The 22,878-nt window shown below is 44.9% G+C and carries 25 protein-coding genes and 1 other RNA gene; 15 read left to right on the top strand and 11 right to left on the bottom strand.

The features are described 5' to 3' along the window. The first annotated feature begins 65 nt into the window (after positions 1-65). From epd to mscS, 4 genes are all read left to right on the top strand, one after another. The gene (gene epd / locus J8Z23_RS13550) at positions 66-1,103 is read left to right on the top strand and encodes an erythrose-4-phosphate dehydrogenase (RefSeq protein ID WP_006743084.1); all 1,038 of its coding nucleotides are present in this window, start codon (positions 66-68) and stop codon (positions 1,101-1,103) included. Between the two features lie 153 nt (positions 1,104-1,256). Continuing rightward, complete coding sequence (locus tag J8Z23_RS13545; protein ID WP_005393948.1) at positions 1,257-2,417, top strand: phosphoglycerate kinase; 1,161 nt, start codon at positions 1,257-1,259, stop codon at positions 2,415-2,417. 154 nt (positions 2,418-2,571) lie between these two features. Next, on the top strand, positions 2,572-3,648 hold the full coding sequence (gene fbaA / locus J8Z23_RS13540) for a class II fructose-bisphosphate aldolase (RefSeq protein ID WP_005393947.1): 1,077 nt from the start codon (positions 2,572-2,574) through the stop codon (positions 3,646-3,648). Positions 3,649-4,082: 434 nt separating this feature from the next. Beyond that, positions 4,083-4,949: a small-conductance mechanosensitive channel MscS gene (gene mscS, locus J8Z23_RS13535; protein ID WP_005393946.1), complete on the top strand. Its 867-nt coding sequence runs from the start codon at positions 4,083-4,085 to the stop codon at positions 4,947-4,949. A gap of 46 nt (positions 4,950-4,995) precedes the next feature. On the opposite strand, the gene J8Z23_RS13530 is transcribed toward mscS, so the two are convergent. Next, the gene (locus J8Z23_RS13530) at positions 4,996-5,478 is read right to left on the bottom strand and encodes a YbaK/EbsC family protein (RefSeq protein ID WP_161444047.1); all 483 of its coding nucleotides are present in this window, start codon (positions 5,476-5,478) and stop codon (positions 4,996-4,998) included. Positions 5,479-5,497: 19 nt separating this feature from the next. Continuing rightward, complete coding sequence (locus tag J8Z23_RS13525; RefSeq protein ID WP_074191802.1) at positions 5,498-6,127, bottom strand: LysE/ArgO family amino acid transporter; 630 nt, start codon at positions 6,125-6,127, stop codon at positions 5,498-5,500. A gap of 146 nt (positions 6,128-6,273) precedes the next feature. Here J8Z23_RS13525 and J8Z23_RS13520 point away from each other — a divergent pair, with 146 nt between their 5' ends. Then, positions 6,274-7,170 (top strand): LysR family transcriptional regulator ArgP, encoded by an 897-nt coding sequence (locus tag J8Z23_RS13520; protein WP_330944254.1) that lies wholly within the window; start codon positions 6,274-6,276, stop codon positions 7,168-7,170. 227 nt (positions 7,171-7,397) lie between these two features. Continuing rightward, entirely contained in the window at positions 7,398-8,090 is a 693-nt protein-coding gene (locus J8Z23_RS13515; protein WP_005393939.1) for an oxidative stress defense protein, read from the top strand. A gap of 60 nt (positions 8,091-8,150) precedes the next feature. Here the strand turns inward: J8Z23_RS13515 and serA are convergent, their stop codons facing one another. From serA to J8Z23_RS13490, 5 genes are all read right to left on the bottom strand, one after another. Continuing rightward, the gene (gene serA, locus J8Z23_RS13510) at positions 8,151-9,383 is read right to left on the bottom strand and encodes a phosphoglycerate dehydrogenase (RefSeq protein WP_005393937.1); all 1,233 of its coding nucleotides are present in this window, start codon (positions 9,381-9,383) and stop codon (positions 8,151-8,153) included. Positions 9,384-9,655: 272 nt separating this feature from the next. Further along, entirely contained in the window at positions 9,656-10,312 is a 657-nt protein-coding gene (rpiA, locus tag J8Z23_RS13505) for a ribose-5-phosphate isomerase RpiA (protein ID WP_005380982.1), read from the bottom strand. Between the two features lie 53 nt (positions 10,313-10,365). Further along, positions 10,366-10,965, bottom strand: coding sequence for a 5-formyltetrahydrofolate cyclo-ligase (locus J8Z23_RS13500; RefSeq protein WP_074191801.1), 600 nt, complete (start codon positions 10,963-10,965; stop codon positions 10,366-10,368). 5 nt (positions 10,966-10,970) lie between these two features. Next, a non-coding RNA gene (ssrS, locus tag J8Z23_RS13495) (6S RNA) lies at positions 10,971-11,155 on the bottom strand. An 8-nt stretch (positions 11,156-11,163) separates the two neighbouring features. Further along, entirely contained in the window at positions 11,164-11,472 is a 309-nt protein-coding gene (locus tag J8Z23_RS13490) for a cell division protein ZapA (RefSeq protein WP_005393932.1), read from the bottom strand. A gap of 249 nt (positions 11,473-11,721) precedes the next feature. Here J8Z23_RS13490 and J8Z23_RS13485 point away from each other — a divergent pair, with 249 nt between their 5' ends. Genes J8Z23_RS13485 through J8Z23_RS13475 form a run of 3 tightly spaced genes read left to right on the top strand, consistent with a single transcriptional unit; the run spans position 11,722 to position 14,742 of the window. Next, positions 11,722-12,300 (top strand): YecA family protein, encoded by a 579-nt coding sequence (locus tag J8Z23_RS13485; RefSeq protein WP_033907447.1) that lies wholly within the window; start codon positions 11,722-11,724, stop codon positions 12,298-12,300. Positions 12,301-12,323: 23 nt separating this feature from the next. Next, positions 12,324-13,502 (top strand): 2-octaprenyl-6-methoxyphenyl hydroxylase, encoded by a 1,179-nt coding sequence (gene ubiH, locus J8Z23_RS13480; protein ID WP_109169432.1) that lies wholly within the window; start codon positions 12,324-12,326, stop codon positions 13,500-13,502. A gap of 31 nt (positions 13,503-13,533) precedes the next feature. Continuing rightward, on the top strand, positions 13,534-14,742 hold the full coding sequence (locus tag J8Z23_RS13475) for an FAD-dependent 2-octaprenylphenol hydroxylase (RefSeq protein ID WP_005393929.1): 1,209 nt from the start codon (positions 13,534-13,536) through the stop codon (positions 14,740-14,742). A gap of 65 nt (positions 14,743-14,807) precedes the next feature. Here the strand turns inward: J8Z23_RS13475 and J8Z23_RS13470 are convergent, their stop codons facing one another. From J8Z23_RS13470 to ygfZ, 3 genes are all read right to left on the bottom strand, one after another. Then, positions 14,808-15,014: a DUF1107 domain-containing protein gene (locus J8Z23_RS13470; RefSeq protein ID WP_005380970.1), complete on the bottom strand. Its 207-nt coding sequence runs from the start codon at positions 15,012-15,014 to the stop codon at positions 14,808-14,810. A 639-nt stretch (positions 15,015-15,653) separates the two neighbouring features. Next, on the bottom strand, positions 15,654-16,127 hold the full coding sequence (locus tag J8Z23_RS13465) for an aminoacyl-tRNA deacylase (protein ID WP_031780369.1): 474 nt from the start codon (positions 16,125-16,127) through the stop codon (positions 15,654-15,656). Next, positions 16,120-17,088: a tRNA-modifying protein YgfZ gene (gene ygfZ, locus J8Z23_RS13460; protein ID WP_434633909.1), complete on the bottom strand. Its 969-nt coding sequence runs from the start codon at positions 17,086-17,088 to the stop codon at positions 16,120-16,122. The genes J8Z23_RS13465 and ygfZ overlap by 8 nt, the downstream gene beginning before the upstream one ends. 189 nt (positions 17,089-17,277) lie before the next feature. Between ygfZ and J8Z23_RS13455 the strand changes: the two genes are divergently transcribed. Beyond that, positions 17,278-17,538: a succinate dehydrogenase assembly factor 2 gene (locus tag J8Z23_RS13455; protein ID WP_005393925.1), complete on the top strand. Its 261-nt coding sequence runs from the start codon at positions 17,278-17,280 to the stop codon at positions 17,536-17,538. Further along, positions 17,486-17,968, top strand: a complete 483-nt coding sequence (locus J8Z23_RS13450) for a protein YgfX (protein ID WP_308322822.1) — start codon at positions 17,486-17,488, stop codon at positions 17,966-17,968. Before J8Z23_RS13455 ends, J8Z23_RS13450 begins: the two co-directional genes overlap by 53 nt. 22 nt (positions 17,969-17,990) lie before the next feature. Here the strand turns inward: J8Z23_RS13450 and nadB are convergent, their stop codons facing one another. Further along, positions 17,991-19,604 (bottom strand): L-aspartate oxidase, encoded by a 1,614-nt coding sequence (gene nadB, locus J8Z23_RS13445; RefSeq protein ID WP_434633905.1) that lies wholly within the window; start codon positions 19,602-19,604, stop codon positions 17,991-17,993. Positions 19,605-20,158: 554 nt separating this feature from the next. Here nadB and rpoE point away from each other — a divergent pair. The 4 genes from rpoE to J8Z23_RS13425 are packed head-to-tail and all read left to right on the top strand — an operon-like array spanning position 20,159 to position 22,819. After that, positions 20,159-20,737, top strand: coding sequence for an RNA polymerase sigma factor RpoE (gene rpoE / locus J8Z23_RS13440; RefSeq protein WP_005380946.1), 579 nt, complete (start codon positions 20,159-20,161; stop codon positions 20,735-20,737). 26 nt (positions 20,738-20,763) lie between these two features. Then, the gene (locus J8Z23_RS13435; protein WP_046875100.1) at positions 20,764-21,390 is read left to right on the top strand and encodes a sigma-E factor negative regulatory protein; all 627 of its coding nucleotides are present in this window, start codon (positions 20,764-20,766) and stop codon (positions 21,388-21,390) included. Then, positions 21,387-22,352: a sigma-E factor regulatory protein RseB gene (gene rseB / locus J8Z23_RS13430; protein WP_005393918.1), complete on the top strand. Its 966-nt coding sequence runs from the start codon at positions 21,387-21,389 to the stop codon at positions 22,350-22,352. The genes J8Z23_RS13435 and rseB overlap by 4 nt, the downstream gene beginning before the upstream one ends. Next, on the top strand, positions 22,349-22,819 hold the full coding sequence (locus J8Z23_RS13425) for a SoxR reducing system RseC family protein (protein ID WP_005384575.1): 471 nt from the start codon (positions 22,349-22,351) through the stop codon (positions 22,817-22,819). The genes rseB and J8Z23_RS13425 overlap by 4 nt, the downstream gene beginning before the upstream one ends. The last annotated feature ends 59 nt before the right edge of the window (positions 22,820-22,878 follow it).

Raw genomic sequence — 22,878 nt, 5'->3', positions numbered from 1 at the left:
GGTGCGTTTTTCAGCCTGATCAGGTAGTATCTGTGACACGAAATTTTTGGTAGGGCGAAGGATAAATGCTAAAGGTTGCGATCAATGGATTTGGACGTATAGGTCGTAATGTTCTGCGAGCCGTATATGAAAGCGGAAAACATCAGCAGATCAAGGTTGTGGCGGTTAACGAATTAGCGCAGCCAGAAGCGATGGCGCACCTACTGCAATATGACACTAGTCATGGTCGCTTCGGTAAAAAAATCTCCCACGACCAAGAACACTTGCATGTTCATCATGACAGCGGCGAATATGACTCTATTCGCATTCTTCACCTCTCTGAACTCGAACTACTTCCTTGGCGTGATTTAGAAGTCGATATTGTCTTGGATTGCACTGGCGTGTTTGGTTCACAAGCCGATGGGCAAGCGCATATAGAAGCTGGCGCGAAGAAAGTGCTGTTTTCACACCCGGGCGCAAACGACATAGATAATACGATTATCTATGGTGTGAACCACGAAACTCTGAAAGACGAGCATCGTGTTGTCTCCAATGGCTCTTGTACTACCAACTGTATCGTTCCCATCATTAAAGTGTTAGACGAAGCCTTCGGTATTGAGTCCGGTACCATAACCACGATTCACTCTTCCATGAACGATCAGCAAGTAATCGATGCGTACCATAACGATCTACGCCGTACCCGCGCTGCTAGCCAATCTATTATTCCGGTTGACACCAAGTTGCATAAGGGGATTGAAAGAATCTTCCCGAAATTTTCCAACAAATTCGAAGCAATTTCTGTTCGTGTCCCAACCGTTAACGTCACCGCAATGGATTTAAGTGTCACAATTAATACAAATGTGAAAGTTAATGACGTAAATCAAACCATTGTTAACGCATCTCAGTGTACATTACGTAACATTGTTGACTATACTGAATCGCCACTCGTTTCCATCGACTTTAACCACGACCCCCATAGTGCGATTGTTGATGGAAGCCAGACTAGAGTGAGTAACGGGCAACTCGTAAAAATGCTCGTTTGGTGCGACAACGAATGGGGCTTTGCTAACCGGATGCTGGATACTGCCTTAGCAATGCAAGCTTCTTCTCAAGTGGAGCAGTAATGACGAAGAAGTGATGGAGAATTTTTATTTCAAGCCTTGAAATAAATCCATGATATCTCCATATCATCTATAACCAGTTTGAAGAATTAACAGGCTTGGCAGGGTTGCCGAGTTTTCAAAAACTTTAATTATCAATATTTGAGAGGACACATCATGTCTGTAATCAAGATGACTGACCTGGATCTTGCAGGTAAACGTGTATTTATCCGTGCTGACCTAAACGTGCCAGTAAAAGACGGTAAAGTAACTTCAGATGCACGTATCATCGCATCTCTTCCAACTATTAAGCACTGCCTAGAAGCAGGCGCTAAAGTAATGGTTACGTCTCACCTAGGTCGCCCAACTGAAGGTGAATACGCTGAAGAGTTCTCTCTACAACCAGTTGTTAACTACCTAAACGACGCACTAGATTGTGAAGTTAAGCTAGCAAAAGACTACCTAGATGGCCTAGAGCTAAACGCTGGTGAACTTGTTGTTCTAGAAAACGTTCGCTTTAACAAAGGCGAAAAGAAAAACGACGAAGAGCTATCTAAGAAATACGCAGCACTATGTGACGTATTCGTAATGGATGCATTCGGTACGGCTCACCGAGCTCAAGCGTCAACTCATGGTGTTGGTATGCACGCACCTATCGCTTGTGCTGGCCCTCTTCTAGCAAACGAGCTTGAAGCGCTAGGTAAAGCAATGGACAACCCAGCTCGCCCAATGGTTGCTATCGTAGGTGGTTCAAAAGTTTCTACTAAGCTAACTGTACTTGAGTCTCTATCTAAAATCGCTGACCAACTAGTTGTTGGTGGTGGTATTGCTAACACATTTATCGCAGCTGCTGGCCACAACGTTGGTAAGTCTCTATACGAAGCGGATCTAGTAGACACTGCTAAGAAGCTAATGGATGAGTGTGCAATTCCAGTAGCAACTGACGTTGCATGTGCGAAAGCATTCGACGAAAACGCAGAAGCAGAAATTAAACACGTTTCTGAAGTACAAGACGACGACATGATCTTCGACCTTGGCCCAGATTCAACAGCTGAATTAGCAGAAATCCTTAAGAACGCGAAGACTATCCTATGGAACGGTCCAGTTGGCGTATTCGAATTCAAGAACTTCGAAGCAGGTACTAAAGGTATCTCAGAAGCTATCGCAGCATCTGAAGGCTTCTCTGTTGCAGGTGGTGGTGACACGCTAGCAGCTATCGACAAGTTCGGTATCAAAGCTGACGTTTCTTACATCTCTACAGGTGGCGGCGCTTTCCTTGAGTTCGTAGAAGGTAAAGTTCTTCCAGCAGTAGAAATGCTAGAAGCACGCGCTAAGTAATTAAAGCAAAGCGGGGGAGTGATTCTCCCGCTTTCTTGTTTGCTGCAACGTGTGAGGAACTCTGCTAGAATAGCCTCAGTTGTGAGCAAACGTTTGCAAGATTTTCAACTTAACAAGTTTTGTTTAAAAACGACAGATAAATAGGATTACATCCATGTCTAAGATCTTCGACTTCGTAAAACCAGGTGTTATCTCTGGCGATGACGTTCAGAAAGTATTTGAAGTTGCAAAAGAAAACAGCTTTGCACTTCCAGCAGTAAACTGTGTGGGTACTGACTCTGTAAACGCAGTACTTGAAGCAGCTGCAAAAGTTAAAGCTCCAGTTATCGTTCAATTCTCTAACGGTGGTGCTGCTTTCTTTGCTGGTAAAGGTCTAAAACTTGAAGGTCAAGAAGCTCAAATCCTAGGTGCTGTTGCTGGTGCGAAATACGTTCACGCTGTAGCTGAAGCTTACGGTGTACCAGTAATCCTACACACTGACCACGCTGCTAAGAAACTACTTCCTTGGATCGACGGTCTACTAGACGCTGGTGAAGAGTACTTCGCGCAAACTGGTAAGCCACTATTCTCTTCTCACATGATCGACCTTTCTGAAGAGTCTCTAGAAGAGAACATCGAGATTTCTGCTAAGTACCTAGAGCGCATGGCTAAAATGAACATGACTCTAGAAATCGAACTAGGTTGTACTGGTGGTGAAGAAGACGGCGTTGACAACTCTGATATGGATGCGTCTGAGCTATACACTTCTCCAGAAGACGTTGCATACGCATACGAGAAACTAAGCGCAATCAGCCACCGTTTCACTATCGCAGCATCTTTCGGTAACGTACACGGCGTGTACAAGCCAGGTAACGTTGTTCTAACTCCAACTATCCTACGTGATTCTCAAGCGCACGTTTCTGAGAAATTCGGTCTTCCAGCGAACTCTCTAAACTTCGTATTCCACGGTGGTTCAGGTTCTTCTCTAGAAGAAATCCGTGAGTCTATCGGTTACGGTGTTATCAAAATGAACATCGATACTGATACACAGTGGGCAACTTGGGATGGTATCCGTAAGTTCGAAGCTGAAAACCACGATTACCTACAAGGTCAAATCGGTAACCCAACTGGTGAAGATGCACCAAACAAGAAGTACTACGATCCACGCGTATGGCTACGTGCTGGTCAAGCTTCAATGGTAGCTCGTCTAGAGCAAGCATTTGCTGACCTAAACGCAGTTGACGTACTATAATCGTTACTGATTAAGTTACTTAAAAACCCGCTTTTTGAGCGGGTTTTTTTATGTCTATCATTTTGCCCCTATGTTTCTTTCCCTGTTTTCCTATTGATATCTTTATGCGTCAGGTTGTATTTTCTGGTGGGATGTTCCCCCTTTAACGTTTTTAAATAAAAACATAGGAATATCAGTCATAGGAGTGGCGAAATAAGAGTGCATTGCGTAACCTGTAACAAGCCAATATCAGAAAACTCTGATAAAGTCTTGTTTTGCATATCTTTGCGAAACTCTGACTTTGAAAAAAGTCAAAGTTGGGATATTGTGCCAAAAATCTGACACTGTTCAGTGGGGCAATAGGGATGTTGTTTTAGAAAAGAGCCTTTAAAAAACAAGGTTCATAAATTAACGGCAATTGGATTTATATATCTTTATTTTTGAGGATAAGAATTATGGCAGGTGAATCGGTGGGTATCGATACCACTTTAACGGATGGTCTAACTCAGGCTGAAACTTGGCTGACAAACAACTCAGATCTACTGGTTCAGTACGGTGTGAACATTATCTCTGCGCTGCTTATTCTGTTTATCGGTAATATTATCGTTAAAGCAGTCGCTGGTAGTGTCTCTAAAGTACTAGAAAAGAAAAACATGGATAAGGCTGTCGTTGAATTTATTCACGGTCTTGTTCGTTACTTGCTATTTGTAATCGTACTTATCGCAGCTCTTGGTCGATTAGGCGTTCAAACCGCTTCAGTCGTGGCTGTAATCGGTGCGGCAGGTCTTGCTGTTGGTCTTGCGCTACAAGGTTCACTATCAAACTTTGCAGCTGGTGTACTCATTGTTGCGTTCCGCCCATTCAAATCTGGCGACTACGTAGAAATTGGCGGTGTAGCGGGTAGTGTTGAAGCAATTCAAATCTTCCAAACTGTTCTAAAAACACCAGACAACAAGATGGTTGTTGTGCCTAACTCGTCAGTAATCGGTGGTGCAATTACTAACTACTCTCGTCATGCAACGCGACGTGTCGACTTAGTGATTGGTGTGTCATACAAAGCGGATCTTAAACTAACGAAGAAAGTAATTCGCGAGACGCTAGAAAAAGATCCGCGTATCTTGAAAGATCCTGATATCACAATCGGTGTACTTACACTGGCAGACTCTTCAGTAAACTTTGTGGTTCGCCCATGGGTGAAAACTGCAGATTACTGGGGCGTATACTTTGATGCAATGCAAGGTATTAAAGAAGCACTGGATGAAAATGGTATCGAAATTCCATTCCCACAAATGGATGTTCATCTGAACAAAATCGACGCTTAATACAAGCGGTAGATATTCGAAAGCGAGGCCAATTGGCCTCGCTTTTTTATATCTCATAAAGAATGTGATTACCGGCAAGCAATAGACGTTTTAGATGTTTACCGGCAAAGCCAAAGGTGAATTCAGGCAACCCTGGCGTATAGAGCAACTCTTCGTGTAGATAGAGGGTTGTATCAACAATGAGCGTGACATATTCAGGTAAGCCAATCGGACATACCGCTCCAGGCAAACAACCTAACACTTCGACCATTTCACCGTCGTCACAAATTGATGGGCGTTTACCTGTGACGGCTTTTATTTGTTTGGCATCGAGGCGAGAGTCTTTTTCTGTTAGATAAATTGCGTAGCCTTGTCCTTTAAGTTTTAAGAAGAGGCTTTTGGTGTGCGTGCCTGTCCATCCAAGCTCGGACGCAATTCTTATATCCGTGTCAAAGTCTAAGATGGCTTCATGCTGCCATTCCCGAAAAGGAATAGAGAGCGCGTTGAGTCGCTCTCTATTGATATCATAGATACGCTTTAGTGACTCCATGTCTATGTTGTCCTGTTGATTACCAGTACTTTTCAATAAGTTCGCTAGCTAAAACATACGCAATCGTGAACATCATTACTGCGACCGCGATGTCGATGCCTTTTTTCACTCTTGGCTTTGATAGGGTAGGGCCTAGTTTTGCGGCTCCTATTGACAAGGTATAGAACCAAACAAAGGAAGCCATCATCGTACCTAGTGCAAAAGCAATTCGGTCATGGCCTTCAAACTGCCCACCAATAGAACCCAGAATAACGACTGTATCTAAATACAAGTGTGGGTTAAGTACTGTGACGGCTAACGCGCCTAAAATGACCGTTCGACGACCACGAGCGACGACTTCACCTTTTGATTCTGACTCACTGTCTGACTTAAACGCACTCTTAAGTGACAGTAATCCATAAAAGCTCAGGAAGGCAATACCACCAAGCGTCACCGATGTTAGTAAGATTTCATTTTGAGACAAAATCGCACCACCACCAAAGATACCTAGAGAAATGAAGATCATATCTAGGATGCTACAAATAGTGGCAGTCGTCAGGTGATGATTGCGCTTTATGCCTTGATTTAAGACATACGCATTTTGTGCGCCGATCGGAATGATCATTGATGCCCCTAAACCAAACCCTTGCAATAGAACCCACAAGCTCACACTTCACCTCACTTCAAGATAACCAATAAATGCTCAGAAGGGTGAAAGATAAAGAGTTTATCTAAATAAGTATAATTAATGATTTTAATATTATATTAGCTAAGCTAATTTAAGGGTTGATGTTTTATCAGGAGAGGAAGAGCAGGATGAGAGGGTTGGACTATAAATGGATTGAGGCATTAGATGCAGTGGTTTATCAGGGGAGCTTTGAGCGTGCAGCCGAACATTTATTTGTCTCGCAATCAGCGATTTCTCAACGTATTAAACAATTAGAGAAGTTTCTCGCACAACCCGTTTTGGTTCGTAGTCAACCACCCAAGCCAACGCCGATTGGTAAAAAGTTATTAGGCCTTTATCGTCGAGTGCGCTTACTCGAGCATGAAATTCTGCCCGAAATCAAGAATGATACCAGTACTCGACCTGTACAACTCTCTTTGGCGACCAATGCTGATAGCCTTGCTACTTGGCTACTGCCTGCACTGCAAGATGTCATGAAGCAGCGTCAAGTTGAACTCAAACTCACTATCTATGGTGAATCTCGTTCCATCGAAAAGCTAAAAAGTGGCGAAGTGACGGGGGCGATCAGCTTAGAATCCCAGCCGATACCTGGCTGTAGAGCGGATTACTTGGGACGTGTTGATTACGTTTGTGTCGCGAGCCCGGAGTTTTATCAGCGTTACTTTGCTCAAGGCGTTAATAACCAGACTTTGGCCAAGGCGCCGGCCGTTTCGTATGATCAATATGATGACCTACATAGAACCTTTCTTACCGAGCATTTCAATGTCAACCCTGATAGCGTCATTCACCATAACATCAGCAGCTCTGAAGCGTTTCTAAAAGTGGCGTTAGCTGGTGTAGCCTATTGCTTAATCCCTCGTTTGCAAATTACCGACGAGCTAGAGCGTGGCGCGTTGGTTGATGTTACTCCCGGTTTTTTAATGTCCCATCGGATTTATTGGCATCATTGGCAACTGGAAACGGGGGTTCTACAAGAAATCTCACACGCGATAGTCGGGTATGCTCAGCGACACTTACCTCAATAAGTTCATTGTCGCATCGATGGGTTCATTGCCGACAGAGTGTTTCGTTGAAAAATCACACCAATGTTACATAGTCAAAGTTGTGTTAGAAGTCATTCTGAGTGCTTGGATAATCGACAGAAGTTTCTATTATGAAACCATACACTTTCTCAGTAGTGATAGTTTTGTCTGAATCTTGAGCCTTTCTGCTGAGAGTAAGTACTTTATTTTTGTATGGATGGATTTATTGAATGAGACTGTATTCATTTTTGCTGGCTTCTGCACTCAGCCTTACTAGTGCTTCAGTGTTGGCGAACTCGCCTGAATTTGCTCACGTAACGACGACAGGTTATGGTGAAGTTATTGCTACACCAGATATGGCGACGTTTTCTGTGAAAGTGGTAGACACGACAATGACTGCTGAACAGGCCAAGCAGTCAGTTGACAAAACCGTTGAGCAATTTCTGAAAAATCTGTCCGATGCTGGCTTATCAAAAGACAATGTTACCAGCTCGAATTTATACCTTGCGCCTCAATACCACTACCCTAAATCTGGTAAAGCAGAGCTCGTTGGTTATCGCGCTTCTCGTAGCATTGATGTGACGGTTACGGATCTAAAAAACCTAAACCAGTACCTAGATATGGCGTTAGAAGCAGGGATTAATCAGGTTGATAATATTCAACTTAAGGTAAGCAACCAGGCTGAGTATCAGCAAAAGGCACGCATGGCGGCTATCCAAGATGCGCGAGAAAAAGCAGCGTCACTGGCTACTGGCTTTGAGAAAAAATTGGGTGATGTCTGGCAGATCAATTACAGACAGATGCACGTTCAGCCAGTTCTAATGCGCTCGATGGCGATGGACAGTAAAGAAGGGGCAAACAGCTACCAGGATTCTACCATGATTATTCGCGATCAAGTTGACGTGATTTACAAGCTGAAGTAATACTGGGTGCAAAAAGAAAAGGCAGGGTACTCCCTGCCTTTGTTATTTCTGCTTCACAAATTAGTGAAGGATACGAGCACGGATAGTGCCTTCAATACTTTTCAGTTTCGCTAGCGCTTCTTCTGAGCGCTCGGTTTCAACATCGATCACTACGTAGCCGATTTCAGCGGCTGTTTGTAGGTACTGTGCGGCAATGTTAATGCCGTCTTCCGCGAAGATGGTGTTGATCTGAGTAAGAATACCAGGACGGTTTTTATGGATGTGAAGCAAGCGAGAGCATTCACCACCGTGCTCTGGCAGTGACACCTCTGGGAAGTTTACGCTTGAAAGCGTAGAGCCGTTGTCAGAGTACTTCGCCAGTTTTCCTGCGACCTCAACACCGATGTTCTCTTGTGCTTCTTGCGTTGAACCACCAACGTGTGGAGTGAGAATGACATTATCGAACTTCTGCAAAGGAGATTCGAACGGGTCGGCATTCGTTTTCGGTTCTGTTGGGAATACATCAATCGCAGCGCCCGCAATATGACCTGCTTCTAAACTATGGCAAAGCGCTGGAATATCCACGACAGTGCCGCGTGCTGCATTAATAAAGATTGAGCCTGGCTTCATGCGAGCAAACTCAGCTTCACCCATCATATTTTTTGTTTCTGGCGTTTCAGGAACGTGCAGAGAAATTACGTCACACTTGTTTAGTAGTTCACTCATGGTATGTACTTGCGTCGCATTACCAAGGGACAGCTTGTTTTCGATATCGTAGTAGTAAACGCGCATACCTAAGTTTTCGGCAATAATACCTAGCTGCGTACCAATGTGGCCGTATCCGATAATGCCAAGACGTTTGCCACGTGCTTCGTAAGAGTTGTCAGCACTTTTCTTCCAAATACCGCGATGTGCAAGCGCATTCTTTTCAGGAATGCCACGCAGAAGTAGTAGGATTTGACCAAGTACCAGCTCAGCCACACTGCGTGTGTTAGAGAACGGTGCATTAAACACAGGAATGCCGCGTTTTGCTGCTGCGTCTAGGTTTACTTGGTTAGTACCGATACAAAAACAGCCAATTGCAACCAGTTTATTCGCCGCATTGATTACCTCTTCGGATAGGTTCGTACGGGAGCGAATACCGATGAAGTGCACGTCTTTAACCGCTTCAATCAATTCTTCTTCCGGAAGGGAACCTTTATGGTACTCAATGTTGGTATAACCAGCTGCTTGAAGAACTTCAACTGAAGAAGGGTGGAGTCCCTCTAACAAGAGGATCTTAATCTTTTCTTTTTCCAGTGAAACTTTGGCCATTTTTCTCGTCCTTAAAATGGAAAGGTGGGCTAATGTGGCGCACGTTGGGCAAAACTATTAAAAAGGGGATAATTGATAGTTTTGTAGGAGGACAAACGTTTCCTTGTGCGTCTTCTGTTCAATAAAGTAACAAAAAAAAATTGCTTTGGGTAAGAAAATTACGGAATAAGAGATAATTTTCTTAGAGAAAGGAATAAAAAACGGTGCCTTGCAGCACCGTATGTAATGAAATAACAGAAAAGTGAACCAGATAGGTCGATTTGAGCTGTTATTTATTCTTCAATTTTTGCACCTTCTGGTGTACCTGTGATTACGACGTCAGCACCACGGTGAGCAAAAAGACCCACAGTCACCACACCCGCGATACCGTTGATCTTGTCTTCCATTTCTTTCGGGTTAGTAATCTGCATGTTGTGTACATCCAAAATTACGTTGCCGTTGTCAGTCACAACGCCTTCACGGTAAGCCGGGTCACCGCCCAGTTTGACTAATTCGCGCGCAACGTAAGAGCGTGCCATTGGGATCACTTCTACAGGTAGTGGGAACTGACCTAGTACGTCAACTGCTTTGGTGCCGTCAACAATACATACAAACTTATCAGAGATTGCTGCGACAATTTTCTCACGAGTCAGAGCCGCGCCGCCGCCTTTGATCATTTCACGTGCTGGGTTAATTTCGTCTGCGCCATCAACATACACATCCAGCTTCATTACGTCGTTACACTCGTATACTTCAATACCAAGCTCTTTAAGGCGCTCAGTTGAAGCGACAGAGCTAGACACTGCACCTTTAATATCGTCTTTGATAGTGCCTAGTGCATCGATGAAGTGATTCACGGTAGAGCCAGTACCAACACCGACAATGCTGCCTTTCTCAACATATTTTAGTGCTGCCCAACCAGCCGCTTTTTTCATTTCATCTTGAGTCATGCCAATCTCCTGAATAGATGTTCGTTAACGTTTGCGGGCGTGATTATAGCGGCTTACTTGCCACTTTCCCATTGCCATATTCGGCTTGGGGTCACGATCTTAGGTAATGGAATGTCCCAGCTTTCAATTGGTAAGCGTTCTACATGTTGGCAGTCGTGAGCGATACCAACAGGCTTGGCACCTTCTCCGGTTATAAACCAATGAGACAGGGTACGGTCATAATACCCTCCGCCCATGCCTAAGCGGTGACCGATGCTGTCGAATCCAACCAAAGGTGTACAAATGATATCAAGTTGACGAACGGGCTTGAGGTGGCGGATGTCCAATTTGGGCTCTAAGATGCCGTATTTGTTGTAGACCAATTGATCATCACTTACGTACAGAAGAAACAGTAACTGACCTTTGGAAAACGGATGGATGACAGGTAGATAAACCGATTTTCCCTGTTGCCACAACCACTCAATGAGCGGCTTGGTATCAAGTTCACCGTCAGCAGAAAGATAAATAGCAATATGCTGCGCTTGCTGGATTTCAGGAAGTTGAGAGAACTGGGTGACAAGGTCGATCCCCGCTTGGAATTGCGTGTCGCTACACAATGCGTTGCGCTTTTCACGAATCAGTTTGCGGAAGTCTTGTCGAGAGAGGTCTGACATAGAGAGAATACCCCAGGGTGCCGTTGAGGATTGTGGCCCTTGAACCAGCTGGTTCAAGGCGGATCAGCAATGACAACCGTAGGCTTCTCGGTGCATGCCGAGCTTGCTCAATAGTTACCAAATACTAACCCTTAGGTATTGCTTATCGGCTCAGGGACTTAAATCCTGCTGACGCACACCCCAGGGTAAATTTTGTATTTACTGCTGTCCTTGCGTAACTTTGCTTAGTGCGTTCTCAAGAGACGCAGTGAGCTTTTCCATTCGCTCAGTAATTTCTTGCTGTTGACCGTTTGATTCGTATGACTTGGTGTGCAACTCATAACAAATATTCAATGCAGCGAAGGTCAGCAGTTGGATTTCATTGGTTACCTTAGTACGTTCGCTCATTTCTTTCAATCGGCGATCCAGATCTTTTGCCGCTGCAACAAGAGACTCTTCTTGTCCTGTCGGACAATTCACTCGTGTAACTTTGCCTAATATTTCAACGTCGATCGCTTGATTGCTCATGATGAATAAACTCTATATTCGCGCTATCTAAGGTGTTGCTTCATACAACTACCGAGGAGCAAACTATAGGAAAACCGCTATTAAGATTCAAGCATTTCCCATCACAGAAAGAGAAATGATGACGAGATCACACAGGAATTGGGCAAATTGAGCAAATGCTGTTCAAAATTGAATTTGATAGCCGTTTCAGACCACTAACCTTGATGGTAGGATATACCAATACATTATTATGCAAGAATGAGCCAAGTTATGAGTGAAATCACCCTTCCTGAATACCAATCTATTGCTGCTGAACTGCAATCTGCAAGCCTAGCAGTAACACCTGCGGAATTACATGGCTTATTTGTCGGCATGTTAAGTGGTGGATTGGCGATTAATGATCAAACTTGGCAGCCTATTCTGTTTGACTACACCAATGATGGTATGGGTTGGCCTTCTACCGCGCTAGCGTTTGCTCAAAGCGTATTCACCGTTACTGTCAATGAACTCACGGGCACGTCGATGGAGCTGTCTTTATTATTACCAGATGAGCCGGGAGAAGAAGGCTTATTCGCGTTGGCTGACAGCGTGTCCGATTTCGTAAACCACTTTATTTCTGGGTTAGGTCTAGCAGGTGTTGCGCTAAATAAAGCGTCAGATGACGCTAAAGAAGCATTGGCTGACCTAGAAGAGATTGCCAAATTAGGCATTGATGAAGATGACGACCTCGGTGAACAAGCGCAATTGCTAGAACAAGTGATTGAACACATCAAAGCTTGCGTACTAACGATTCATGCTGAGTTTGGTGTTCGCCCTGAAAGTAGCGATAAAAAGCCTACTATTCATTAATCGTAGATGGTCCAGAGGTTAGCATGAAGCAATATGATGTAGTCATTGCTGGTGGTGCCATGGCTGGTGCAACGTTAGCATTGGCGATTGACCATTTGTCCCAGGGAAAGCTCCGCATTGCCGTCGTTGAGCCTTTTAAAGCGCAGTCAGATATGCACCCTGGTTTTGACTCTCGCTCAATCGCATTGTCTTACGGTACTGTCAATCTGTTGCGTCAACTACAGCTCTGGACTTCATTAGAACCGTTTGTCACACCTATTGAACATATCCACGTTTCTGACCGCTCTCATGCTGGGATGACGGAAATTACCAAGCAAGAGATTGGCGTTGAAGCACTAGGGTATGTTGTCGAATTAGCCGATGTTGGTCGCGTATATCAAGAATTATTAGATAGCAGCGCATCCATAACGCTGTTTTGCCCTGACTCTGTTACCGATATCGAGCGCGAGCAAGACTGTACCCATATTACGTTGAAAAGCGGTGAGCAGCTTGACGCAAAACTGTTGGTGGCAGCCGATGGTGCTGTTTCAACCTGCTGTCAGAAAATTGGTTTAGAGCTTTCTGAGCAAGATTTTGAACAAGTGGCTGTCATTGCCAATATTGTGACTCAAGAACCTCATCAGGGTAGAGCCTTTGAACGTTTTACTGAAAATGGCCCTGTTGCTTTATTGCCAATGAGTGACAATAGAATGTCCTTAGTTTGGTGTCTGCACCCTGAGGAAGCCCAAGCAGTTCTTGAGTTATCTGACCAAGCATTTCTCCAACGTTTACAACAAGATTTTGGCTGGCGTTTGGGCGCGATGAAAAAAGTGGGACGACGTGCGAGTTACCCATTGCTTCTTCGCCATCGAAAGCAAAATATCTCTCATCGTTTTGCGATTGTTGGGAATGCGGCGCAAACGCTGCATCCGATAGCTGGACAAGGTTTTAATCTTGGTATTCGCGACGTTGTCTCGCTAGCAGAAGAAATCGTGCAGCAAAGCGATGATGTTGGTCTTTATCAAGGCTTGATGCGCTTTAGTCAGCGTAGAGAGGCAGACCGAAGCGAAACGATCTGGCTAACCAGTGCCTTAGTGCATATTTTTTCAAATGATTTACCCGCGATGCGAATTGGGCGAAATACAGCCTTAGCAGCGATGGATAACCTTTCTATTTTTAAGCAGCCGCTACTGCGCCATACGCTTGGTTTGGTAAAACGATGAACGGCCGCACTGAATTAGGTAATAAAAAGCAATGATGCAAAGTGTAGATATCGCCATCATCGGCGGAGGGATGGTTGGGTTGGCACTTGCTGCCGCGTTCAAGGACAGCGATCTGCGTGTCGCCGTAATAGAAGGCAAGGTGCCAGATGAGTCGTTGAAAGAGTTACCTGATGTGCGTGTGTCTGCGTTGAGCCGTTCTAGTGAGACTATCTTGCGTAAGCTTGGCGCTTGGCAGGGGATAGAGCAACGCCGAGCTTCACCATACTACGGTATGGAAGTGTGGGAGCAAGATAGCTTTGCTAGTATTGAGTTCAATGCACAAAGCATGGCACAACCTGATTTAGGGCATATTGTTGAGAATCGAGTGATTCAACTCGCACTGCTCGAACAAGTCCAAAAGCTCGATAACGTCACTATGTTTATGCCTGCACGTTGCGCGACCTTAGCGGTGGGCGAACAAGAAAGTTGGTTGACGCTCGACAATGGTCAAGCCATGACGGCTAAGTTAGTGGTCGGAGCCGATGGGGCAAACTCGTGGCTTCGTCATCAAATGGATATTCCGTTAACGCATTGGGATTATGGGCATCATGCTCTGGTCGCGAATGTTAAAACCGCTGCTCCGCATAATAGCATTGCACGACAGATTTTTACTCCTCAAGGGCCATTGGCGTTTTTGCCAATGTCGCAACCAGATATGTGCTCTATTGTTTGGTCCACTGAGCCAAATCGTGCAGAGCAGCTATTGGCAATGAGTGAGCATGATTTCAACAAAGCATTGACGAGCGAATTTGATACACGACTTGGTCTATGTGAAGTCGTGGGAGAGCGTGCCGCGTTTCCTCTGAAAATGCGTTATGCGCGAGATTTTGTTGTGGAGCGAGTCGCATTGGTTGGTGATGCGGCCCATACCATTCATCCTCTAGCGGGCCAGGGGGTAAATTTAGGTCTATTAGATGCAGCCAGCCTCGCTCAAGAGGTGTTAGCGCTATGGAAGCAAGGCCAAGATATTGGCAGCAAACGCAACCTAAGAGGTTATGAGCGTTGGCGCAAAGCGGAAGCAGCAAAGATGATCGCTGCAATGCAAGGGTTCCGAGACCTGTTCTCTGGAGAGAATCCTGCTAAGAAGCTGGTTCGTGGCATTGGTTTGAGTTTAGCGGGTCAATTGCCGGGAGCGAAAGATGAGATCATGAAGCGTGCGCTTGGTCTAAAAGGTCATCTGCCTGATCTGGCACGTCAGTAGGTGTAAAGCGAACTTCAAATACACAAAAGGCTGGTTAATCCAGCCTTTGTTTTATCAACGTTTTGCTAAGCATATGCGCATCGGAGTTTCATTATTTCTTGGTTGATCTCTTTGACCGCTCGGAAATGGCGTTGCTCTGCTTTCTCCGGCAGTATTAACTTGCCGTTATCAAACTCGAATCTACCGACCCCGTAAATATAAATTCTTCCTTTAAAAAGACGACTTATATGTTTAGCAATCATACTTGGTGTATAGCGCTTAAACAGTCTCATATTTACTTTCCTTTTATCTAACCTAGCCTAGGTATTCTACGTTTTGGACGCGAAAATTATTGTGACAGCCATAGTATTAAATACAGATGTAGGGTGTTGCGTCAGAGATTTGTGTTGTCTTAGACAATTTGACAGTGTCATCTCTTAAATAGCGTGAGGATTACCCCAAAAAATCACCGTTCAAGGAACCCTTACAACAATACACTCCTTTTTACGTGACGCATTAAGCAATAGTTTTGTTACAGAATTAAGAATAGAACGAAAATGATTGTTTGCTAATTGTTTCTATTGAGGTGGTATCCAACAGAACAAACTTTACGTCCTAACGGTTAGAGAAAGAGGAAGAGAAAAAAGTTCCGCACAAAAAAAAGCCCGCTTCAGCGGGCGAATAGTCACAGATGCATTACACAAAAGTGGACAGCTGACGGCATGAATACTGTCATTCAGTCAGCTGATTCACTTTATGTTGGTTAAGTGCTTGTTTGAAACTTAACCAACAAATTCAGCATATACGAGTTTTATCTTTGTGACTATTTATGTTTTATATGTGATTAAAAATTCTCTCGTCTATTTTTATAGATATGAGCGAGATCACGTGATGATAGAAACACTACGTGCTATTACATTATTTTTAGACGACTAACGACATATCTCAGCTACGGTCGGCTGACACAATTGGATCAGATCTTGGATAGAAAGCGCCAGTCCAGCCATGCGATCGCCACTGCTGATCGTGACTTCCTGTTCTTCTAGTAAGCTAGGATCGAACACGATCGGCATGTGTCGTTTGAGTAATAGTGGAGTGACAGTACCAATTTTGTAACCTGTGATGGCCTCAACGTCGGCTTGATCAACGCAAGTCATCCGGCGGCATTGCAGTAACGAGCGCACTTTTTTGGGATCGACACTACGATCACCAGGCGCACAGGCGAGAGCATATTGATTACCCATGTCTCGTAGCAAGATCGCTTTTACCATTTGAGAAGGGCGAATGCCGCGTTGTTGCGCGGCATCCTCAATAGTGGTTGCTGGTCTTTGATGCGGTAACAGACGAAACGGAATGTGTTGGTCTGTGAGAAATTGCATCAAAGGAGTATTGATTGTATTACTCATCATCAAGGCTGTAAGGCAGTGATTCGATTGTCCATTCACATTCTGGTTGAGCAACCAAACGAAGACGAGTGTCTTCATCGAGATTATTGGGCAGTACGATCAGGCCAATCGCTTGATTGTCGCTGAACTGGTAGTGGTTTAATAAAGCACCCACTGAACGCCAGTTTTCACCCACGCTGCGTTCGAGCTCAATTGGCTCGTCACTAAATGGAGCAGAAGTTGCCCCTTTTACGATGTACATCGCACGTTTATTTGTACCGCGATACTTAGCTCGTGCTACCGTTTCTTGTCCTGTGTAGCAGCCCTTTGTGAAGCTAATGCCTCCTAAAGCTTGCACGTTGAGTGCTTGTGGAATGTGAGCATTCTGCGCGGATGCAGAGACAAATGGTAAACCAGCTTCAATGTCGAAACGATTCCAAAGCTCATTTGTCGTAAGGGCAGCATCTGTATTTTCAACGACTTGTTGCGCAGCTGGCGCACTTAATATCAGTAACCAGCGGTTTTGTGAAACTTGTACCGCGGTGCCGCCTTCAACAGGGCGAACGCTGCCAGTCGTTTTGCTCATTGAAGAAATAAGCTCATCGGCTTTGACGCCGGCAACACCTAAGATAACTTCATCAGAAGCTTCAATCGTTACTTTAGAGAAAATGGCGTATTTTTTTATTTCGCTAAGTTCTACGTCAATCGCTGATTTTGGTTGGACCATGCCGTAGCCATCGTGGTGATGGAAAAGGCGGAACACACTCCACACTTTACCTTTCGCATCACAATGTGCGCCTAACGTTGATTGGTCTTGTTCTAAAGAAACGACATCGCAGGTAACCTGACCTTGTAAGTATGATTTTTTATCGTCACCGACCATGGTGATCATGCCGAAATTGTCCAGCAGCGAGATAGATAACTCTGGAAGTGCGTCTTGAGTTGAGAGAGGTAGTGCTGAAAAACGAGTTTGCCATTCCATAATTACAATGCCTTTTGAAGATATTTTTCCGCTATGTTATACCCAAATAACCTTGAGATACTAGGGGAGCGATTTACGAATCAACATTTGTCTGCTTTCACTATCGTATTGTGACCCGCACACTAGTGACGTAGCACATCCCTTGTTACACTCCGCACTAACAACAAGACATCTATGAAGGAATAGTGAATGTACACTCCGGAAGAAAAAGCGCGTATTAAATGGGCTTGTCGTCGAGGCATGCTTGAGCTTGACGTAGTAATTATGCCGTTTTTTGAAGAGTGCTTTGATACTCTGAGTGAACAAGAGCAGCGTGACTTTGTTTCTTTACTTGAATGCGATGATCCTGATCTGTTTACTTGGATAATGGGGCATGGCCGCAGCGAAAACTTAGGTCATGCTGCAATGGTTGATAAAATTGTCGCCCATAACCTCAGCAAAGTTCGTTAATTTTACCGCTTCTCCCTCTCTGACTGCCCGAGTTCTCAATGTAATACTTTTCTTACTGATGACTTGGGCCGTTACCCTCTCTAGCATCCCTCTCGTATTATCGATTTATTTGTTATTAATGATTGTTAAGGCACTATTGAGCCAAGGCTTTGTTAAACCGACAAGTCAGGGTTATTGGTATGTGCATTGCGATGGCTCGGTTAGGTTTGAGGCCCTTGAGTATAGTGAATGTTCGGCGGCTCTTGAGTCTGAAAAGGATCAGTTACAACGAATCGATACATCGACATTGCCATTCAAGATAACATTTCGATTGCAGTCTGGCCGTAGCGTCACGATTTGGCGTGATAGCTGTGACGATCAGCATTACCGTCAATTATCTTTGGTATTACGCCAGTGGGAAATGAAACAGGGAGCCAATGCTCCCTGTTGATGTAATAGTTTATTTTGTCGAATTAAAGCTGTTTAGCTGGAACCAAAATCGTTGGTCCGCTGTTTTCCAGTTGGTTCGGATAATCAAGCGTGTAGTGCAAACCTCGACTCTCTTTACGCTGCATCGCACAACGAACCATCAGCTCTGCTACTTGTAAAAGGTTACGCAGTTCTAATAAATTGTTCGACACGCGGAAATTGCTGTAGTACTCGTGTGTTTCTTGTTGCAACAGCTGGATACGGCGTAAGGCGCGCTCTAAACGCTTGTCAGTCCGTACAATGCCCATGTAGTCCCACATAAACAGTCGAAGTTCGTGCCAGTTGTGCTGAATGATCACTTCTTCATCACTATTGGTTACTTTGCTTTCATCCCAACATGGCACCAGTGAGGGTAGCTCAACGTTAGTGTGATGTTTTAGAATATCTTTTGCCGCAGACCAAGCATAAACCACGCATTCGAGAAGTGAATTTGATGCCATGCGGTTAGCACCATGCAGCCCTGTATAGCTGACTTCGCCAATCGCATACAAGTTTTTAAGATCGGTGCAGCCATTTCTATCCACCATGACACCGCCACAAGTGTAGTGCGCAGCAGGTACGATTGGGATTGGCTCTTTGGTCATATCAATGCCCAAGTCCATCAAGCGTGAGTAAATGGTTGGGAAGTGTTTCGTAATAAAGTCCGCAGGTTTGTGACTGATGTCGAGGTACATACAGTCGGCACCCAAACGCTTCATTTCGAAGTCGATAGCGCGAGCCACGACGTCACGCGGAGCAAGCTCTTTGCGCTCATCGAAATCTGGCATAAAGCGAGAACCATCTGGACGACGCAGGTAAGCACCTTCGCCACGTAACGCTTCGGTCAACAAGAAGTTACGTGCTTCTGGGTGATATAAACACGTCGGGTGGAACTGGTTAAACTCCATATTTGCCACACGACACCCTGCACGCCAAGCAATGGCAATGCCATCACCAGACGAAACATCTGGGTTAGAGGTGTATTGATAAACTTTTGAAGCGCCACCTGTAGCGAGAACCACAAATTTGGCCCGCACGGTTTCGACATGCTCTTCGTTGCGGTTCCAAATATAAGCACCGATAACTTTGTTTTTATCACCGCCAATTTTATCTTCGGTGATTAAGTCCAGCGCATTGTGACGTTCGAGAACATGAATGTTTGGATGGTTGTGAGCGTTATCTTGCAGAGAGGTTTGCATCGCCATACCTGTCGCATCTGCCGCGTGAAGAATACGACGACGGCTATGGCCACCTTCACGAGTTAAGTGGTAACGAGGCTTATCGTCAGAGTCATCCTCTTCACGATCAAATGGGACACCACCGTCGATCAACCACTGTACGCACTCTTTTGAATGTTCAGCAATGAACCTCACGGTGTCCTCATCGCAAATACCATCGCCGGCGATTTGCGTGTCTTCAACGTGTGAATCAATGGTGTCTGACTCATCAAATACAGCAGCAATACCACCCTGGGCATAATAGGTCGCCCCTTCGCTGCGTGGCCCTTTACTCAGCACCATCACTTTACAGTGGTTAGCAACGCGCAAAGCCAACGACAAACCAGCCGCGCCACTCCCTACCACTAACACATCACACTCATGTTCACGATTTGTGTTCATATAACTTTTATAATCCCAAGCTAAGGTAACAAAGTTACCTTGTGTATTATTTGCACACCATGTGCATTCCATTATCGCGACACCTGTCGCTAAGGGCTAAGTTGGGAGACCTATCGACATCCGTGTTACTGCGGTGACTGAGCCACTCTTCTTTTTCATGCAGAGCATGAGCATGCTTCCTAAGTTATAATTTGTAACGCGGTGTTCAGATAGCCATTAGCCATGCAAATGAAAAGTAATAGTTTGTCAATGCCATTGCTTTTCCATGCTCGACCCAGCACAATCTGGGACAGAGATCATTCATTATACCCATTTCCCTCCAAGATGCTCGCTTGTCAAACTTAGACTAAAGTCAGGCAGCGGTGGTCATTTGGGTACAGACATCACACTGTGAAAAAACAATGACAAAAAACTTGAGAAACCATGGAACTTTCTCATTCACGTTAGGGTCACAATAGTGCTCAAGTAAGCAGTGGTGTCAATACTACGTTTTGCATAATTAGTACCCATATCTGAGAAGAGTAGGGGCATAACAAATAGGAGTATCCGCTCGAATGAACGAGCAGCTGACCGATCAAGTATTGATTGAGCGAGTTCAGAATGGCGATAAGCAAGCATTCAACCTGTTGGTAACAAAGTACCAGAATAAGGTGTGTAATCTTATTTCCAGATACGTTAGTAATCCTGGCGATGTACCAGATGTAGCACAAGAAGCGTTTATTAAAGCTTACCGAGCTATTCCCAGCTTTCGTGGGGAGAGTGCGTTTTATACGTGGCTGTATCGCATTGCAGTGAATACTGCGAAAAATCACATTGTTGCTCAAGGGCGTAGACCTCCAGCGACAGATGTCGATGCTGAAGATGCTGAATTTTACGAAACAGGTAGTGCACTTAAAGAAATATCGAACCCTGAGAACTTAACGTTGTCCAAAGAATTGCAACGGGTGGTGTTCAGTGCAATCGAAGCTTTACCTGAAGATTTAAAAACCGCAATGACATTACGAGAGCTCGATGGCTTGAGTTATGAAGAAATTGCAGAAGTGATGGATTGCCCGGTAGGAACGGTACGATCGCGTATCTTCCGTGCTCGTGAGGCGGTGGAAAAGAAAATCAGACCTCTTTTGCAACGCTAGTACAAGTAATAACTATGGTGAAAATAATGGCTGACAAAGAAAAACTTTCAGCTCTCATGGATGGAGAATTGGTCGATAAGGCTTTAATTCAAGAGTTAGAGCAAGACCAAGAGAGCCGTGATGCTTGGCAGAACTACCACCTGATTGGTGATGTGATGCGAGGCGAAGCGCCAGCAAAACCTGAGTGGAATATTGCTGAAAGCGTGGCGTTAGCGTTAGAAGATGAACCTGCACATCGTGCGTTTGATTCGCACGGTGCAAATGTTATCTCAATTGCTGATACGCCAAAAGAGTCGCAACCAGAACCGCAAAAAGCAAAACGTCAGTTGCCAGGTTGGTTGACACAGTTTGGTCAAGTTGCTGTTGCTGCATGTGTATCGCTTGTCGTTATTTTAGGTGTACAGCAGTACGGTGGTAGCGATTCAATGTCGCCGCAAACAGACCAATTGCCTGTGTTGCAGACAGTTCCGTTTGCTGGCAGCGCAGAGCCTGTGAGTTTAACTCGTGAGTCTGTTGAGCGTTCTGTAGGTGAAGCAAATATGCAAGAGCAACGTAAGCGTGTTCATGCTATGCTGCGAGACTACGAATTGCAGTTACGAATTAACAGTGATGCATCTCAACAAGATGCAAATCTGAATCCGGATATTGAATGAAAAAATTTCTGATCAGCGCTTGCGCTCTGTTCAGTATGATGTCTTCTCAAGCCTTTGCTGGTGATAAGCCAGCGGAGGCTTTATTGCATCAAATGAGCGAGGCGAGTAAGAATTTAAGTTACGAACTCTCTTATATCCTTATCAAAAAGAACAGCATTGAGCCGTTGCTGTATCGTCATGCGACGCATGGTGACGATCAATATGCTCATCTTGTCTATTTAAGTGGCCCTGTACGCGAAGTGATTCGTCGCGGCACAGAAGTAAGCTATATCGAAACGGGTTTAGAACCATTCACCATCGAGTCAGGTAAAATGGTCGCTCCGACCATGCCTATGCTCAATACCAATATCGATGAGCTAAACTTGTATTACGACTATGTAAAAGTGGGTAGAGCTCGTGAAGCAGGTGTAGCAACACAAGTGCTGCGTGTCGTCCCTAAAGACGGTCTGCGCTATTCATACGTACTATGGATCGATGAAAAGAGTAAATTGCCTTTACGTGCCGACCTTGTGGACCGTGATGGTGAGATGCTTGAACAATATCGCACTATTTCTTACACAGTGAATCCAAAAATCGCAGAGTTAATGAGTGGCCTACAAGATGTTCAATTACCAGCTGTTCTCACCATGCCAAAAGGCGATATTGGGACCAGTAATTGGCAGGTAGGTTGGATCCCTGAAGGTTTCGAGCCGAACGAGCTCAACCGCTATCGTATGGCCGTTACTAATCAAATGGTGGAGAGCCAGCTGTATTCTGATGGTCTGTTTAGCTTCTCTGTTTACGTAGCAAACAAAGATGAGCATTCGTTAAAAGGGCAGTTGGTTCGCCAAGGCAGAAGAACGCTACACAGTTTTGTGAGCGGTCAACATGAAATCTCCGTTGTAGGAGACATTCCGCCGACCACAGCACAACGTATCGCCCAATCTGTCACATTTAATGTAACAAAGAGTAAACAACAATGATGACCGCGTTGGCTACTGTGACAGACGTACATCGTCGCGGTAAACAATACGAAATTGATTTAAGCTGCGAACAGCAGACCAGTTGCAGTAGTTGCTCTTCACAGAAAAGCTGTGGAACGGGCGTTGTGACTAAAGCCATTGGTAACAAGAGTTTATCTTGGCACCTGCGCACGGATAAATCAGTGAAGATAGGTCAAGTCGTCGAGATAGGCTTTCCTGAGTCGAGCCTGATAAAATCAGCAATGGCGGTTTATTTACTGCCGTTGTTTGGTTTGATTATCGGTGCGATGTTTGGTCACTTCCTATTAGCGCCGCTGACCGCGGGCGGGGAAGGTATCATCATATTGGCATCAGTACTATTTGCAGCTGGTGGAATGTGGATCGCAAAACGTGTTTCTCGTCCGTTAGAGGATGAATCCAAGCGCCAAGTTACCCTCGTTCGGGTACTTGGAGAGCCAATCCAGTAAGAGCCGTCCCCCCTCCACTAAAGGTTATTTGGGTATGTACTTTAAATTACGTGCGCCCG

Source organism: Vibrio sp. SCSIO 43086 (assembly GCF_051132235.1).
In the GTDB taxonomy this organism is placed as follows: Bacteria; Pseudomonadota; Gammaproteobacteria; order Enterobacterales; family Vibrionaceae; genus Vibrio; species Vibrio diabolicus.
Note: the sequence above shows the minus strand (reverse complement) of the source record. Positions and strands in the feature narration are given on the sequence as shown.